The following is a 15,941-nucleotide window of genomic DNA, read 5'->3' on the forward strand; positions in this document are numbered from 1 at the left end:
CCAGGTCTGGATCGGCCCTCTACCTGGGTAATCAGACCTATGTCTCGAGCCCGCCACGCGGTCAGCGCGTCGCGTCGAGGGCCTGACGCGCCGCGTCGGCTGCCGCGACCCGGCCCTGGCGGATGCAGGCCGGCAGCCCGAGGCCGTCGTAGCTCGCGCCGGCGAGCACCACGCCCGGAGCCCGGTCGGCCACCTCGTCGCGCCAGGCGGCGACGCGGCCCAGGTGCCCGGGCCGGAACTGGGGGAGGCCGTCGGGCCAGCGGGTGACCCGCGCCGCCACCGGTGGCCCGTCGACGCCCATGGTGGCGGCGAGGTCGCCGGTGAGCACCCGCACCAGCTCGGGGTCGTCGAGCTCGAGTGCACCGGTGTCGCCGTGACGACCGGCCGAGACGCGCAGCACGGCGACGTCGGGATCGGCCAGGTGGGCCCACTTCGACGACGCCCACGAGCAGGCGGTGAGGGCGGCGAGCCCTTCGCCGCGTGCCACGAGGAAGCCGGAGGCGTCGAGGTCGCGCTCGATCCGGTCGAGCGGCACCGCCAGCGTCACCATGGCCACCGAGGCGTACTCGAGCTCCGCCAGGCCCGCCGCGGCATCGGCCGCGTGGTCGTGGAGCACCCGGGCGGCGACCGGTGCGGGCACGGCCAGCACCACGGCATCGGCGTCGACGACGCCGTGCTCGGTGCGCAGGGTCCACCCCGAGCGAGCGCCTCCATCGGTGAGGCGGTGGTCGAGAGCGGTGACGGCCGAGGAGAGGTGCACGGACGCGCCACCGGCCACCAGCCGGGCGAGGAGCAGGTCGGTGAGGGTCTGGGTGCCGACGGGGATTCCCCGGAAGACCGGCGCCTCGGGGTCGGCCCCGGCGGCACGCGCGTCCGCCGTCTGCTGGCGTAGGCCGACCACCAGGCTGGGGTGGCGGCGCGCCGCCGCTCCGATCTGGGCCGCACCCGCAGCCACGCTCAGGTGGTCGGCGTCGCCGGCGTTGACGCCGGACAAGAGGGGAGCCACCAGCCGTTCGAAGACCTCGTCGCCGAGGCGGCGACGGACCAGGGTCCCCACGGACTCGTCGCCGTCGGCCAGCGGGTCGCCTGACGGTTCGCCGGGCAACCACTCGGTGGTGTCGACGTCGGCGGAGGCACGGACCACGGCGTCGGGGCTCACGATGCCCGAACCGGCCAGGGCGTCGAGGTCGGTGGGGACGCCGAGCACGAGGCCCTCCGGCAATCGACGGAGGGCGCCGCCGGAATAGACGAGCGCAGAGCGGCGGGCGGGTGACGTGAGCACGGTGTCGAGGCCGAGCTCCTCACAGAGCTCGATCGCCTCGGGGACCCGGGCCAGGAAGGCGTCGGCGCCGCAGTCGACGGGCCGTCCGGCGAAGGGGGTGGTGAGGACCTTGCCGCCCACCCGGTCGGCGGCCTCGAGCACGGTGACGTCGACCTGAGGGGTGCGGGTCATGATCGTGAAGGCCGCGGTCAGGCCGGTGATGCCCGCCCCCACCACCACGACCCGAGGGGCGGGGCTCATGGGGCGAGGCCCGCCTCCGCCACCCTCACGACCTCGTCGGCCAGTGCGGCCATGACCGTGGGCTCGGCGTTCAGCGAGCGGGTGCGGGCGAAGGCCAGACCCACCTCGGCGGCGATGCCGGACGCCTCGATGTCGAGGTCGTAGAGCACCTCGAGGTGGTCGGCGGTGAAGCCCTGGGCACAGACCAGCACGCCGTCGGTGCGGCCCGTGGCGGCCAGGTCCCGGATGACCTCCAGCACGTCGGGACCTCTCCAGGGCTCGGGGGTCCGCCCGGCGCTCTGCCAGGCCAGCGCCCACTCGGGCCACGGCGACAGCCCCACCCGCTCGGCCACCGCGGCCGCGGTCTGGCGCAGCTCGTCGGGGTACGGGTCGCCCTCGAGGACCCGTTCGGGCAGCGAGTGGGCGGTGAAGAGCACCTTGTGGTCGGCCGGCAGCGAGGCGCGAGCGTCGGTCACGGCGGCGGCGAGGAAGTCGAGGTAGGCGGGCAGGAGGTGCCATCGGTCGATGCGGTGCAGGGCCATGGCGTGCTCGTCGCCGGCGTCGGCGGCTCGCTGCTGGTACTGGCCCACGCTGAACCCCGAGTAGTGCGGGGCGAGCACCAGGCCGACCATGTCGTGCACGCCGGCGGCGGCCAGCTCGGCCACCCCGTCCTCGATGAACGGTGCCGCGTGCTTCTGGCCCAGCACCACCTTCCAGCGGCCCGGCTGACGGGCCTCGAGGGCGTCGGCGAGGGCGGCTCGTTGGGCCTCGGTGAGCGCGGCGAGCGGGGAGATGCCGCCGATGGCGTCGTAGCGCGCCGTGAGATCGGCCAGCAGCTCGGGCGTGGGAGGACGTCCTCGGCGGATGTGGGTGTAGTAGGCCTCGACGTCCTCGGGCGTGCGAGGTGTGCCGTAGGCCATCACCAGCAGGCCGAGAGGAGCAGCGCGGTCTCCGCTCATCGCTCTCCCTCCGGGAACGGGCCGTCGCAGCGGCCCTCGGCGTGCACCAGCTCCACGACCTGTTCGAGGATCCCCGGGTCGAGCTCGGGGAGCACCCCGTGACCGAGGTTGAACACGTGGCCCGGGTGCCCGGCGTTGCGGGTGAGGACGTCGCGGGTGGCTTCGGCCACGACGTCCCAGGGAGCCAGGCACAGAGCCGGATCGAGGTTGCCCTGCAGGGCCACGTGCTCGGGCACCCGGGTGCGGGCCACGTCGATGGGCACCCGCCAGTCGACGCCCACGACGTCGACCCCGGCGGCGGCCATGAGGCCGAGCAGCTCGCCGGTGCCCACACCGAAGTGGATGCGGGGGACGTCGAGGTCGGCCACCTCGGCGAAGAGTCGCCGGCTGTGGGGCAGGACGAACTGCTGGTACACGGGTGGGCTGAGGGCACCGGCCCAGCTGTCGAAGACCTGCAGTGCCTGGGCGCCGGCGTCGACCTGGCTGCGCAGCGACACCACCGCCAGGTCGACCAGGCGGTCCATGAGCTCGTGCCACAGGGCCGGGTCGCCGTGCATGAGGGCCTTGGTCAGCCCGTAGGTGCGAGAGGGGCGCCCTTCGATCAGGTAGCTGGCCACCGTGAAGGGGGCTCCGGCGAACCCGATCAGGGGCACCGTGAGCTCGCGGGAGAGGATGCGGACCGTCTCGAGCACGTACGGCGTGTCGGCCTCCGGGTCGAGCGGCCGGAGGCGATCGAGGTCGGCCGCGCCCCGGAAGGGGTCGGACACGACCGGCCCGACCCCGGGGACGACGTCGACCCCGAAGCCGATGGCGTGCACGGGGACGACGATGTCGGAGTACAAGATGGCGGCGTCGACGCCGTAGCGGCGCACCGGCTGCAGGGTGATCTCGGCCGAGAGCTCGGGGTCGGCGATGGCGTCGAGGATGCTGCCCGAGCCACGGACGGCCCGGTACTCGGGGAGCGAGCGACCGGCCTGGCGCATGAACCAGACGGGCACCCGGTCTCCCGGCCCACCCGGGATGCCACGGCAGGCCCGCAGGAAGGGAGCGAGGTCAGGGGAGGCCGGGTCGGTGGCGGAGGCGGACTGGTCGGGAGGCACCCGGCCACGCTACGCCTCCGACCTCGGCGGCTCCGAGTCGGCGAGCGGTGCGGTCCGCGGTGCGGTGCCCTCCCGGAGCGCGCCCGCGCTCGGTCCGACGCGGCTGCGCCCGGATAGGCTGTCCGATCCCCCGGTCGGCCGTTGCGGCCACCGGCTCGCACCCGTCGGCAGTGGCCGACACCCCGAGACACCATGGCCAACCATCCCGATCTGGCTGCCGAGCAGGAGTACCTCGACCAGGCCTACGCGGCCCTCGAGGCCTCTCGGCGTGCGGCGACCCGTCTCACCTCGATGGTCGAGGTCGGGCGGGGCGGCACCGAGCAGGCCCGCTACGAGCGCGAGGTCATCCTCGACACCGTCGTCAACCGCCTCCAGCAGCTCGAGCTGGGCGACGCTGCGCTCTGCTTCGGTCGGATCGACCGCGAGGACCCCGACGCCGGTGGGGACGGCACCGAGAGCTTCTACATCGGCCGCATCGCCGTCAGCGACGCCACCCAGGAGCCCCTGATCGTCGACTGGCGGGCCCCGGTGGCCGAGCCCTTCTACCGGGCCACCGGTCGCCAGTCCATGGGGCTGTCCCGCCGGCGCCACTTCGCCACGCGTGGCCGCACGCTGCTCGGCATCGAGGACGAGCTCTTCGGTGACGCCCTGGCCCAGTACGGGCTGGCCGCCGAGTCCGGTGAGCCCGAGACCGCCGGCGTCACCGGGCAGGGGGCGCTCTTCTCGGCGCTCGAGACGGCGCGCACGGGCAAGCTCGGCGACATCGTCGCCACCATCCAGGGTGAGCAGGACGAGATCATCCGCAGTCCGCTGCCGGGGGTGCTGGTGGTCCAGGGCGGGCCCGGCACCGGCAAGACGGTCGTGGCCCTGCACCGGGCGGCCTACCTGCTCTACACGCACCGGTTCCCCCTCGAGGGCCAAGGGGTGCTGGTGGTCGGTCCCAACCGCCTCTTCCTCGGCTACATCGAGCAGGTGCTGCCCTCGTTGGGCGAAGCGGGCGTCGAGCTGGTCGTGCTCCCCGACCTGGTCGACGACGTCCGCATCCAGGGCTACGACCGAGGCCTCACCGCCCGGGTCAAAGGCGATCCCCGCATGGCCAAGTTCCTCGCCCGGGCGGTGCGCGACCGCGAGCTCCCCCTGCGCTCGGACCTCCACGTCGGCTACGGGTTGCAGCGCCTCACCCTCACGCGCGAGCGCAGTGCTCGCATCGTGGCCGAGGCCCGCCGTCGGTATCGACGCCACAACTCGGGGCGGCGCTACGTCGAGGGCGAGGTGTACGCCGAGCTGGCCCTGTCCGGTCGTGACGAGCTCGATGCCTCCGAGGTGCGCGAGCGGCTCCGCCACGACATCTCCGTGCGAGAGGCGCTCGAGTGGATGTGGCCGGTCCTCACCCCGGCCCAGCTGCTCCACGACCTGTACGGGGCGCCGTCGTTGTTGCGCCACGCCGCCCGCGACCTGCTCACCGACGACGAGTGGCGGTCGTTGCGCCGACCCCGATCGGAGCGGGTCGAGGACGTCGTCTGGGCCACCGACGACGCCCCCCTGCTCGACGAGGCCAAGGCCGTCCTCGGCCCCAAGCCGCGCCGCAAGCGCCCCGGTGACCACGACGACGAGGTGCGCACCTACGGCCACATCGTGGTCGACGAGGCCCAGGACCTCTCGCCCATGCAGCTGCGGATGCTCGATCGCCGGTCGCTCAACGGCTCGATGACCATCGTCGGCGACATCGCCCAGGCCACCGGACAGTGGGCCCACGCCTCGTGGGACGAGATCCTCGAGCGCCTCCCCGCCAAGCGCCCACCGCGCCGGGCCGAGCTCACCCTCGGCTACCGGCTGCCGGCGCCGATCATGGACCTGGCGGCGCGGGTGCTGCGCCACGCCGCCCCCGACCTCACGCCGCCGCGTTCGGTACGAGAGGACGGCACCGCCCCCACCGTCCGCCGGGTCGGACCCGGGCAGCTCTCGGCCGAGGCGGTGGCCACCGTGCTGGCCGAGCGGACCGCCGTCGACCCCGGCCAGGTGGCCGTCATCTGCTCGGCCTCGATGGTCGAACCCTTGTGCAACGCCCTGTCGAACGCCGAGGTCCCCTTCGGTCGGGCCACTCGCGCCGGGCTCGACCACCAGGTCACGGTGGTCGAGGTGGGGTTGGTGAAGGGCCTCGAGGTCGATGCCGCCGTGGTGGTCGAGCCCGAGGCGATCGTCGCCGAGGAGGCCCAGGGTGAGCGGGCGCTCTACGTGGCGCTCACCCGAGCCACCAAGCGGCTCGCCGTCGTCCACGAGGCCCCGCTGCCGGCCTGCCTCGACGAGTAGTCCGGCCATCCGGCGGCCGAGGAGCGGTGCCGCTCAGGCGGCGGTGACGAGGATGCGTCCGCTGGCGAAGGCGCCGATGCCGACCCGGTTGCCGCCGACCTCGACGGTGGTGGTGCCGTCGGGGGACGTGGCGGTGACGAGGCCCTTGTTGCCGGGCAGCAGCGACGACTCCTCGAGGAAGTCGAGGATGCCCGGGGTGAACTCCAGCTCCTCGGGGATGCGGCTGACGACGAAACGGGAGCCGACCGAGAGGCTGTCGAGGCTCACCGCGTCCGGCGCGTCGTAGTCGGTGCCGGGGATCGGGTTGCCGTGCGGGCAGGTGGTGGGCGCGCCCAGCACCGACATCATGGCGGTCTCGACGGTGGGGGAGATGACGTGCTCCCAGCGACCGGCCTCGACGTGGGCGTCGGCCCACGAGAGGCCGAGGATGTCGGTGAGGAACCGCTCGGCCAGACGATGGCGGCGCACCACGCTCTCGGCCAGCTCGGCGCCGTTGGCCGTGAGCTTGATCGCCCCGGCGTCGACGGTGACCAGCCCCGCCTTGTCCATCTTGCGGATCATCTCCGACACCGCCGGCCGCGAGACGTCGAGCCGTTCGGCGATGCGGGCCTGGATGACGTCGAGGTCGTCTTCGCGGAGCTCGAAGATGGCCTCGCAGTACTCCTCGAAGGCCGGATGCCATTCACGGGTCGCGGGCGGTGCCATGGCTGGCAGTCTACGGGTCGGTCGCCGCCTTGGGCGGGTCGGTCGCAGGAGTTCACCGGCCGTTCGGATGGAGCCGGGCCGGTCCGGGGGTCGCCGGCCCTGGGTACCGTGACCGGGTGCCGTCCGACGACCCCCTCGGGGCCTTCTCCGGCCCCGTGCGGGCCTGGTTCTCGACCTCGTTCGCCGCGCCCACCGCGCCCCAGGCCAAGGGGTGGCCGGCCATCAGCGCGGGCGACCACTCGCTCGTGCTGGCGCCCACCGGGTCGGGCAAGACGCTGGCCGCCTTCCTGTGGGGCCTCGATCGTCTCGTCACCGCGCCGACCCCCCCCGACCGGGAGCGGCGCACCCGGCTGGTGTACGTGTCGCCGTTGCGGGCCCTGGCCGTCGACATCGAGAAGAACCTCCGGGCGCCGCTGGCGGGCATCGGCCTGGCCGCCGAGCGTCTCGGGGAGGCCTTCACCGCGCCCACGGTCGCCATGCGCACCGGCGACACCCCGGCCGACGAGCGCCGCCGGATGCTGCGCCACCCGCCCGACCTGCTGATCACCACCCCCGAGTCGCTGTACCTGATGCTCACCTCCCAGGCCCGCGAGACCCTGCGGGGTGTCGAGGCGGTGATCATCGACGAGATCCACGCCCTCGCGCCCACCAAGCGGGGCGCCCACCTGTCGCTCACCCTCGAACGCCTCGACGCCGTCACCGACCGGCCCGTGCAGCGCATCGGCCTCTCGGCCACCCAGCGACCGCTCGACGAGATCGCCCGCTTCCTGGGGGGCCACGACCCGGTCGCCCGAAGCCCCCGCCCGGTGACGATCGTCGATGCCGGGGTGCGCAAGCCGCTCGAGCTCGAAGTGGTCGTGCCGGTCGAGGACATGGGCGCGCTGGGCGAGGTCATCGAGGAACCGGTCAGCGGTCCGGCGGCGGCCGGGCCGGTGCGACGCTCCATCTGGCCGTCGATGCACCCCCGCCTGCTCGAGCTGGTCCAGGCCCACCGCAGCACCATCATCTTCGTCAACGCCCGTCGCCTGGCCGAACGCCTGGCCACCCGCCTCAACGAGCTCCACCTCGAGGGCGAGAACCGGGCCGCCGAGGCCGTCGGGACGCCGCCGAACGAAGGGGCGGAGCTGGTCATGGCCCACCACGGCTCGCTCAGCAGGGAGCGCCGCCTCCTCATCGAGGACCGCCTCAAGCGTGGCGAGCTCAAGGGCCTGGTCGCCACGTCGTCGCTGGAGCTGGGCATCGACATGGGAGCCGTCGACCTGGTCGTGCAGGTCGAGTCGCCCGGGGCCGTGAGCCGGGGCCTGCAGCGGGTGGGGCGAGCCGGGCACCAGGTCGGCGAGCCCAGCCGGGGCAAGCTCTTCCCCAAGCACCGCAACGACCTGGTCGAGGCCGCCGTCGTCGTCGACCGCATGCAACAGGGCCTCATCGAGCACACCCGCTACCCCCGCAACCCCCTCGACGTGCTGGCCCAGCAGATCGTGGCCATGGTGGCCATGGACGACTGGTCCGTCGACGACCTCACCCGCCTCGTCCATTCGTCGGCCAACTACGCCGAGCTGTCCGAGGAGGTCCTGGCCAACGTCCTCGACCTGCTGGCCGGTCGGTACCCGAGCGAGGAGTTCGGCGAGCTGCGGCCCCGGATCGTGTGGGACCGCATCGAGGGCACCGTGCGGGCCCGGGCGGGGGCCCAACGTCTGGCCGTGACCAGCGGGGGCACCATCGTCGACCGGGGCCTCTACGGCGTCTTCCTCCCCGACGGCACCCGGGTCGGCGAGCTCGACGAGGAGATGGTCTACGAGAGCCGGCCGGGCGAGACGTTCCTGCTCGGTGCCTCCACCTGGCGGATCGAGGACATCACCCACGAACGCGTGGTGGTGTCCCCGGCTCCGGGGCAGCCCGGCAAGATGCCGTTCTGGCACGGCGACGGCCCCGGGCGGCCCTTGGAGCTGGGTCGCGCCCTGGGCGAGTTCGTGCGCACCATCCGGTCCACGGCCCCCGACGAAGCCCTCACGGTCCTCGCCGAACGCCATGCCCTCGACCCGCTCGCCGCCGCCAACCTCCTCGCCTACCTCGACGAGCAGAGCGACGCCTGCGCAGGGGTGGTGCCCGACGACCGCACGGTGGTCGTCGAGCGCTTCCGCGACGAGATCGGCGACTGGCGGGTCTGCGTGCACACCCCGTTCGGCGCCCAGGTCCACGCCCCGTGGGGCATGGCGCTGCAGGCCCGGCTGGCCGAACGCTGGGGGGTCGACGTCGAGCTGATCTGGAGCGACGACGGCATCGTGCTGCGCCTCCCCGAGGCCATCGACTCCCTGCCCGTCGAGGAGCTCACGATCGACCCCGACGAGATCGACGAGCTGGTCATCGCCCAGTTGCCCCAGACGGCGATGTTCGCCGGTCGTTTCCGAGAGTGCGCGGCGCGCGCCCTGCTGCTGCCCCGCCGTCGCCCCGACCGGCGAACGCCGCTGTGGCAACAGCGCCAGCGGGCCGCCGACCTCCTCGCGGTGGCCGCCCGCTATCCGGACTTCCCGATCCTGCTGGAGACCACCCGCGAGTGCCTCAACGACGTCTTCGACCTGCCCGCCCTGCGTGAGGTGCTGGCCGACCTGCGGTCCCGTCGGGTCCGGGTGGTGGCCGTCGACACCCCGAAGGCCTCGCCGTTCGCCCAGTCGCTGCTGTTCGGCTGGGTGTCGGTCTACATGTACGAGGGCGACGCCCCGCTCGCCGAGCGCCGGGCGGCGGCGCTGGCCCTCGACCGCGACCTGCTGCGCGAGCTGTTGGGCGCCGAAGAGCTGCGCGACCTCCTCGACCCTGCCGTCCTGGCCGACCTCGAGCTCGAGCTCCAGCGCCTCACCGACGGCCGCCGGGCACGCGACGTCGACGAGGCCCACGACCTGCTGCGGCGGTTGGGGCCGCTCTCTCGATGGGAGATCGAGTCGCGCAGCGAACCCCGCGACGGTCGAGCGGAAGCCGCCGTCGGTGCCTGGCTCGACGAGCTCGTGGCCACGCGCCGGGCCATCGCCGTGGTGGTCGGGGGAGAGGAGCGCCTCGCCGCGGCCGAGGACGCCGCCCGCCTCCGGGATGCTCTGGGGGTGGCACTGCCGCCGGGGCTGCCGGCGGCCTTCACCGACCCCGTCGCCGCGCCGCTCGTCGACCTGGTCGCCCGCTTCGCCCGCACCCACGGGCCGTTCCTGGCCGCCCAGGTGGCCGCCCGCTACGGCGTCGGGGTCGACCGGGTCGGCGCCGCCCTCGACGTGCTCGAGGGCGAGGGTCGCCTGGTGCGCGGCGAGTTCCGGCCGGACGGCGTCGAGCGCGAATGGGTCGACGACGACGTGCTGCGCCAGCTCCGTCGTCGATCGCTGGCCGCGCTGCGCCGGGAGGTCGAGCCCGTCGAGGGCGACGCCCTGGCCCGCTTCCTCCCCGGGTGGCAGGGCGTGGGATCTCCTCGCCGGGGCGTGGAGGCGCTCGTCGAGGCCCTCGGGGTGGTGCAGGGAGCGGCCGTGCCCGCCTCGGTGCTGGAGGCCGACGTCCTCGCCGCCCGGGTGCCGGGCTACCAGCCGTCCGACCTCGACGCCTTGATGACCGCCGGCGAGGTGGTGTGGGTCGGAGCCGGTGCGGTCGGTGCCGGCGACGGGCGGGTGCGCCTGCTGTTCCGCGACCAGGCCGCGTTGCTGGTCGCCGCGCCGGACCCCGAGGCCGTCGACGGGCTCCTCGGGCCCGACGACGACGGCGCGGCCCAGGTGCGGCGGGCGTTGCACCACCACCTGGGCGAGCGGGGGGCGTCGTTCTGGCCCGACCTGGTGGCGGCGGCCCAACGAGCCGGGGCGGCCTACGACGACCCCACGGTGCTCGACGCCCTGTGGGAACTGGTGTGGGCCGGCCTGGTCACCAACGACTCCCTGGCCCCGCTGCGCTCCCTCGTCGCCGGCGGCGGCCGTCGGAAGGCCTCGGGTTCGCGTGCTCGGCGCGGGGCGAACAGCGCCACCCGGGCCGCCACGCTGCGCTCGCTCGGACGCCGCCCCAACCTCGGTCGCCCGGCGGTCGGCTCTCTCAGCCGGCTCGGGCCCCCGGCGGGTGCCGGTCGCTGGTCGTCGGTCGCCACCCTGCTCGACACCTCGCCCACCCCCACGGAGGCGGCGCACGCCACCGCCCTGCAGCTGCTCGAACGGCACGGGGTCCTCACCCGCGAGGCGGTGCTGGGCGAGGGGGTCGAAGGCGGCTTCGCCGGCGTGTACCAGGTGCTGAAGGCCCTCGAGGAACGGGGGCAGGTCCGGCGGGGCTACTTCGTGGCCGGGCTCGGGGCAGCCCAGTTCGCCCTGCCGGGTGCTGTCGACCGCCTGCGGGCCGCCCGCGAGGTGGGCGAGGACGACCTCTCACCGGTCGTGCTCGCCGCCACCGACCCGGCCCAGCCCTTCGGGCTCACGTTGCCCTGGCCGGCATCGGCCGGTCGCCCGGCGCGGTCGGCGGGCGCGTTCGTGGTGCTCGTGGCGGGCGAGCCGGTGGTGCACCTCGAACGGGGTGGGCGAACGTTGTCCACCTTCCCGTCCGCCGGACGTCACGCCCACTGGGCCGCGGCCATCGCCCAGCTGGTGCACGGCGGGCGCGTCGGGCGCCTCGAGATCACCCGCATCGATGGTGAGCCGGCTGGCGAGTCACCACTGGCCGAGGTGCTGCGCGATGCCGGCTTCGCCGACGGCTACCGGGGCCTCACCCTGCGGAGCAGCCGTGCCCGAGGGTGACACCATCCACCGCACCGCAGCCCGGTTGCGTCCGGCGCTCGAGGGGCGGGCGTTGGTGCGGATGGAGGCTCGACGGCTGCCCCCGCCCCTGCCGGGGCCAGGCACCGTCGTCACCTCGGTCGGCGCCGAGGGCAAGCACCTGCTGATCGCCTTCGACGACGGCTGGGTGCTCCAGACCCACATGCGCATGACCGGCAGCTGGCACCTCTACCGACGCGGCGAACGGTGGCGCAAGCCGGCGCACCTGGCCCGGGTGGTGCTCGAGGTGGGAGGGACCGACCGTCGCCCCGAGGGTCCCGAGCCCATCGACGACGGCTGGGTGGCGGTGTGCTTCTCGGCTCCGGTGGTCGAGCTCGTGCGCGCCCCGCGCACCGGCCACCTCGGGCCGGACCTGTGCCGCAGCGACGCCGACCTCGCCGAGACGGTTCGACGCATGGGGTCACTCGACCCCACCACCGCCCTCGCCGAGGTCCTGCTCGACCAGCGCGTGTGCTGCGGTGTCGGCAACGTCTACAAGAGCGAGGTGCCCTTCGCTCTGGGCCTTCATCCGTCGACACCGGTCGGCCACCTCGACGGCGACACGCGCTGGCGCGTGGTGGCCACCGCCGCCCGTCAGCTGCGAGCCAACCTCACCACCACGGCGCGCACGACCTGGCCGGGCCCGCCCGGCACCCTCGCCGTGTACGGCCGCAAGGGCGAGCCCTGCCGGCGCTGCGCCACCCCCGTGCGCATGGCCCGCACCGGGCCCCAGGCCCGCAGCACCTACTGGTGCCCCACCTGCCAACCCCCTCCTGCTGCCGGGCTGTCGGCGCCGCGCCCACCTTCCTGACCCCTGTCCGATCCGGCGGTGGCACGCCGAGCTCCGTCGCAGTCTCATGAGGGCACCACCGCCCGATCGAGCCCGGTCAGCTTCTCGGGAGCGAGCACCAGCCGGATGGCCCGAACCCGTCCGGTGTCGTCCGGGTCGGCGGTGAGCACGGCGATCGGCTCCGCCGCGGTGCGGGCCACGACCGCGAGCGAACCGTTGACCTCGACGAGCTCGATGTCGCTCGCGTCCAGGCGCGATGTGACGTTGATCAAGAAGCGCGTCACCCTCGGGGCTCCCCGGACCGGACGGCGGGCGGCATGGCGGGAGGGGCCGCCGTCGGTGACGAGCTCGGCGTCAGGGGCGAGCAGGGCCATCGTGGCGTCGACGTCGCCGGCGGCGACGGCCGCCGCCAACCGGGCGGCGAGGTCCCAGCCCACCGAGGTGCGGCCGGGTGCCGGCGCCGCGGACCGCACCCGCCGACGGGCGCGGCTGGCGGCTTTCCGGCACGCCTCCGGCGAACGACCGACGGTGGAGGCGATCTCTGCGTACGGCACGCCGAAGACGTCCGCCATCAGGAACACCACCCGGTCCTCGGGGCTCAGGGTGTCGAGTACCACGAGCACGCCGAGGGTCAGCGTGGCCGCCCGGTCGACGGCGACGGCGGGATCCATCCCCGGCGCACCGCCGGGGTCGGCGGTGGGCTCCCCGAGGTCGGTGCGGACGGGTTCGGGCAGCCAGGGACCCACGTAGGTCTCGCGCCGACGCACGGCGAGCCGCAACCGGTCGAGGGCCAGTCGGCTGGTCACCGTGGTGAGCCACGCCGCCAGGTTGCGAGGTTCCTCCTCGACGCGCTGGTAGCGCAACCAGGCGTCCTGCACCGCGTCCTCGGCCTCGGCGCGCGAACCGAGGATGCGGTAGGCGACGCCCACGAGGCGGAGGCGTTCGGCGTCGAACCCCATGGCGCGGGTGTCGACTGCGGCTGGCGTGGCGCCGCGGTCGCTCGTCACGAGCGGTGGTCCGCGCGGGCGTCCAGGTGGGCGACCGCGGCGCGCCCGGCTGCTTCGCCGCTGGCCAGGGAGGCGTCGGCCAGGAAGCCCACCTCCCCCACCCAGTCGCCGGCGACCCACACGCCGGACCGGCCGGGGGCGTGGATCGTCGGGCGGCCCGCCAGGCCGCCGCTGTCGGGCGTGGGCAGCGCCCCGACCACCGTCATGCGATGAAGGTAGCGGTCGACGGCGACGAGGTCGTCCGTGATGCCGGCCCGGCGGGCCAGCGCCTCGAGCGTCGCCCGGGTGTGGCGGCGGTCCGGTTCCTCCCCGGTGCGGTGGTTCACCAAGGCGTGGACCAACGCCTGGCCGGGAGGGGCCAGCCGGGCGGCGGGAGCGTGGGCGATGAGGTAGAGGGGGCGGTCGACACCGACGAGGACCGGTCGTGGGGGTGGGCGACGAAGGCCCATGTCCAGGCAGGACACCCGAACGGGGTGGCCCAACCCGGGCCAGGCGGCCGTGGCAGTGGTGCCGAGTAGGCGGGCGCAGGTCTCGGGACCCCCGGCGGCGACCACCACGGCGTCGCCGGTCCACGTCCCCGCAGGGGTCTCCACCACGGTCCGGCCGTCGTGGCGGGCCACCTGCCGGGCCCGTTCGTCGGTCCAGGTGACGTCGCCGGCTGCGGCGGCGAGAGCCTCCCGGAGGGCGTCGACGAGCTGGCCCCAGCCGCCGTGCAGGTAGTCGACCCCGTGGCGGGCGGCGCGCAGCTGTCCGACCGCGACGTCGGCCGACGCCCGGTCGGTGTCCGCCACGTAGGTGGTGATGCGCACGACGGTGCGGGCCAGGTCCCGCCACCGCGCCGCGACGGTGGCCTCGAGCCACTCGTCGATGCTCAGGTGGGCGACGGCTGCGGGGTCGGTGCGGGTCGCGGCGCGCACCAGGCGGACCAGGGCGGCCAGCCCGCGGGGGCCCACCCCGCCCGGGGCCGCCAGCTGGCGGGCCCGGAGCCCGACCAGCACGTCGGGTGTGCGGGGGTCGCCCCAGAGCAGCGCACCGCCGCCAGGTGGGCCGGCACCGTCTGGTTCGATGCCGAGGCGGGCCAGGACCTCGGTCCCGGGTGCCCGTCGGTAGAGGGCGTGTGGCCCCCGGTTGAGGGCGAAGCCGCCGTGATGATCCGTGCGGGCCCGCCCGCCGGGCGTCAGCCCACCGAGCACGGTGACCGATCGACCGGCGCGGGCGATCGTGGCCGCGGCGGCGAGACCGGCCAAGCCGGCGCCCACCACGATCGCGTCGCGGTCGCGAGGCCCGGGCCGCCCGGCGCCGTCATCGTCGGGGGTGTCGTGTCGGGCTCGGTCGGTGTCCGGTGGGTGGTGGTGGGTCGGCGCCGCCATGGCGTCCTCCTGGTCGCTGAGGTGTCGCTCCGTCGACGGATCGACGACGGCCGGACCCCGAACGTGACCGCGAGCGCCCGGATGTGACGACCATCACCGTCCCTCCGCCCGGTCGAACGGCCGGTGCTGGTGGCCACCGATGGTCCGGTCCGGGCGCGCGTCGTCCTCCCCGCCGGCTCGACGAGGAGGACGAACGTGAGGGTCTGGTCGGCCCGAGCTCCGGGCCGTTCGGCCGGCTGGCCGTGCGTCAGCGGCCGCTGATGGCGAGCAGGTACTCGACCAGCGTGCGGGTCTCGGGGCCCACGATGCCGTCGGCGGTGAGCCCGAAGAACGCCTGGAAGGCCGTGGTGACCTGGACGGTGTTCTGTCCGAAGATGCCGTCGACGGCCAGACCCACGCCGAGGAGCCGGTTCAGGTCGTTCTGCCACTGGGCCACGGCGGGACCGCGGTCGCCTCGCTCGAGAATCTGGATGGAGCGCTCGTCGTCGATGACGATCGCCCGCACCTCGACGCCGTCGCCGTCGTAGGCTCGCACCACGTCGACGCTGTCCGGGGGCAGGGCGCTGACCCAGACGATCCGATCGGTGCCGCGCACGTCGGCCACCATGTCGGCGGGAAGGGGCTCGGCCTCGGGCTCCCCGGTGTCGAGGGCGACCTGGCCGATGGTCGGCTGGGCGCTGCCGAGGAGCACCAGGCGTTCACCGACCTGGACCGTCTGGGCGCTCACCTCGTAGGGCGGCAGGGGGCCGCACTCGACGTTCCAGTCGTCGCCGGCGAGCACCTCGAAGCAGAAGCCGCCCTCGCTCTGGTAGCCGTTCACCTCGTAGCCCTCGTAGGCCACCAGGGCGGTGTAGTCGCGAGTGATGGCGAGCAGGTAGCGCATCAACGTGCGCGTGTTCTCGCCCACGATTCCGTCGGCGCGCAGCCCGAAGAAGGCCTGGAAGTTGGATGTCGCCTGCTCGGTGGTGGTGTCGTAGACCCCGTCGACGTCGAGGTCGGCGCCGGTGAGGATGTTCATCTGGCGTTGCCAGGCGGCCACGGACTGGCCGGTGTCGCCGAGCGAGAGCAGCGGCCGGTCGGAGATGCCGGCCAGCGTGGCGGTCGGTGCACCGGTGGATTCCTGCACGGCGGGTTCCGCCGACTGGGCGGCGGCCGCGGAAGGTGCCGCCGCCACCAGGGCCATGCTGAGGGCGGTGGCGGGGAGTGCCGAGAAGAGAGCGCGTGGGTTCACGAGGAAGATCTCCTGGGTCGTCGATGGGGATGTGGCCGTCAGCCCCTCATGGTCCGGGGTGGGCGACGGCGTGTCGTTGACGCGCGCGCTACCCGATCCGACCACTCGTAGACCTCGCCGCCCCGGGCGAGGCCCCATCTCCCGTGCATGCCGTCCGGTCCTCGACGGTGGGATCGCCTGGTCGGCCTGGCTCGGTCTGCACCTCGTCTAC

The 15,941-nt window shown here is 74.4% G+C and carries 10 protein-coding genes; 3 read left to right on the forward strand and 7 right to left on the reverse strand.

All coding sequences use genetic code 11. The annotated features are described in order from the left end of the window. Positions 1-61: 61 nt before the first annotated feature. From hemG to hemE, 3 genes are read right to left on the reverse strand one after another with little or no spacing between them, the layout of a single operon-like run. A complete protein-coding gene (gene hemG, locus LUW87_RS13135; protein ID WP_232671631.1) occupies positions 62-1,522 on the reverse strand; it encodes a protoporphyrinogen oxidase in 1,461 nt (486 codons plus the stop codon). Further along, positions 1,519-2,460, reverse strand: coding sequence for a ferrochelatase (gene hemH / locus LUW87_RS13140; RefSeq protein WP_232671632.1), 942 nt, complete (start codon positions 2,458-2,460; stop codon positions 1,519-1,521). The genes hemG and hemH overlap by 4 nt, the downstream gene beginning before the upstream one ends. Continuing rightward, entirely contained in the window at positions 2,457-3,560 is a 1,104-nt protein-coding gene (gene hemE / locus LUW87_RS13145; protein WP_232671633.1) for a uroporphyrinogen decarboxylase, read from the reverse strand. Before hemE ends, hemH begins: the two co-directional genes overlap by 4 nt. A gap of 192 nt (positions 3,561-3,752) precedes the next feature. On the opposite strand from hemE, the gene LUW87_RS13150 reads away from it, so the two are divergent. Continuing rightward, a complete protein-coding gene (locus LUW87_RS13150; protein ID WP_232671634.1) occupies positions 3,753-5,870 on the forward strand; it encodes a HelD family protein in 2,118 nt (705 codons plus the stop codon). 33 nt (positions 5,871-5,903) lie between these two features. On the opposite strand, the gene LUW87_RS13155 is transcribed toward LUW87_RS13150, so the two are convergent. Then, positions 5,904-6,575: a metal-dependent transcriptional regulator gene (locus LUW87_RS13155; protein WP_232671635.1), complete on the reverse strand. Its 672-nt coding sequence runs from the start codon at positions 6,573-6,575 to the stop codon at positions 5,904-5,906. 116 nt (positions 6,576-6,691) lie between these two features. On the opposite strand from LUW87_RS13155, the gene LUW87_RS13160 reads away from it, so the two are divergent. Next, positions 6,692-11,314: an Lhr family helicase gene (locus LUW87_RS13160; RefSeq protein WP_232671636.1), complete on the forward strand. Its 4,623-nt coding sequence runs from the start codon at positions 6,692-6,694 to the stop codon at positions 11,312-11,314. Continuing rightward, positions 11,301-12,143: a DNA-formamidopyrimidine glycosylase family protein gene (locus tag LUW87_RS13165; protein ID WP_232671637.1), complete on the forward strand. Its 843-nt coding sequence runs from the start codon at positions 11,301-11,303 to the stop codon at positions 12,141-12,143. Before LUW87_RS13160 ends, LUW87_RS13165 begins: the two co-directional genes overlap by 14 nt. Before the next feature lie 44 nt (positions 12,144-12,187). Here the strand turns inward: LUW87_RS13165 and sigJ are convergent, their stop codons facing one another. The 3 genes from sigJ to LUW87_RS13180 form a co-directional block, all read right to left on the reverse strand. After that, a complete protein-coding gene (gene sigJ / locus LUW87_RS13170) occupies positions 12,188-13,129 on the reverse strand; it encodes an RNA polymerase sigma factor SigJ (protein WP_232671638.1) in 942 nt (313 codons plus the stop codon). Then, the gene (locus tag LUW87_RS13175) at positions 13,126-14,499 is read right to left on the reverse strand and encodes an FAD-dependent oxidoreductase (protein ID WP_232671639.1); all 1,374 of its coding nucleotides are present in this window, start codon (positions 14,497-14,499) and stop codon (positions 13,126-13,128) included. Before LUW87_RS13175 ends, sigJ begins: the two co-directional genes overlap by 4 nt. A 247-nt stretch (positions 14,500-14,746) precedes the next feature. After that, a complete protein-coding gene (locus LUW87_RS13180; RefSeq protein ID WP_232671640.1) occupies positions 14,747-15,730 on the reverse strand; it encodes a peptidoglycan-binding domain-containing protein in 984 nt (327 codons plus the stop codon). Positions 15,731-15,941 lie beyond the last annotated feature (211 nt).

Origin of the sequence: Rhabdothermincola salaria, from assembly GCF_021246445.1 — a bacterium.
Taxonomy (GTDB): Bacteria; Actinomycetota; Acidimicrobiia; order Acidimicrobiales; family Acidimicrobilacustridaceae; genus Rhabdothermincola_A; species Rhabdothermincola_A salaria.

Coding starts and splice junctions, on each gene's coding strand:
- hemG (WP_232671631.1), bottom strand. CDS start 1,522: ATGAGCCCCGCCCCTCGGGTCGTGGTGGTGGGGGCGGGCATCACCGGC.
- hemH (WP_232671632.1), bottom strand. CDS start 2,460: ATGAGCGGAGACCGCGCTGCTCCTCTCGGCCTGCTGGTGATGGCCTAC.
- LUW87_RS13150 (WP_232671634.1), top strand. CDS start 3,753: ATGGCCAACCATCCCGATCTGGCTGCCGAGCAGGAGTACCTCGACCAG.
- LUW87_RS13155 (WP_232671635.1), bottom strand. CDS start 6,575: ATGGCACCGCCCGCGACCCGTGAATGGCATCCGGCCTTCGAGGAGTAC.
- LUW87_RS13175 (WP_232671639.1), bottom strand. CDS start 14,499: ATGGCGGCGCCGACCCACCACCACCCACCGGACACCGACCGAGCCCGA.